Annotated in this window: 1 protein-coding gene; it reads right to left on the minus strand. The window is 61.8% G+C overall.

What is annotated here, in order from left to right; genetic code table 11:
- A partial coding sequence (locus ACRXB1_RS37240) for an efflux RND transporter permease subunit (protein WP_449494922.1) occupies window positions 1-649 on the minus strand: 649 nt, incomplete at both ends.

The raw sequence follows: 649 nt of genomic DNA on the forward strand, positions 1-649 counted from the left end.
CCGGAGGCATCGAGCAGACTTCCGCGCCGCGCCTGGTTCGCAAAGTCGATCAGCAAGATCGCGTTCTTTGTCACGAGCCCCATCAGCATGATGAAGCCGATGATCGAAAACATGTTGAGCGTGCTGCGGGACATGGCGTGTCCCTTGCCGGAGGCATCGAGCAGACTTCCGCGCCGCGCCTGGTTCGCAAAGTCGATCAGCAAGATCGCGTTCTTTGTCACGAGCCCCATCAGCATGATGAAGCCGATGATCGAAAACATGTTGAGCGTGCTGCCGAACAGCAGCAACGCGGCCAGCACGCCGATCAGCGTGAGCGGCAAGGACGCCATGATCGCGAGCGGCTGCAGGAAGCTGCCGAATTGCGACGCAAGGATCATGTAGATGAAGATCACGGCCAGCGCCAGCGCCTGCACGGCGTAGATGAACGACTCGTTCATGCTCTTCGTGGAGCCGCCGAAGCGGTATCGGTAGCCGGCCGGAAGGTGCATGTCGTCAAGTGTCTTCTTGACGTCCGCGGCCACTTCGCCCGGCGAGCGCCCGGTCACGTTCGCCGATATCTCGACCTCCCTCGACAAATCCCGGCGGCTGATCACATCGGGCCCGGTGGTTTCGGTGATCGCGGCGACCTGGCGCAGCGGCACGAGCAAGA

This window comes from Caballeronia sp. M23-90 (assembly GCF_053574605.1).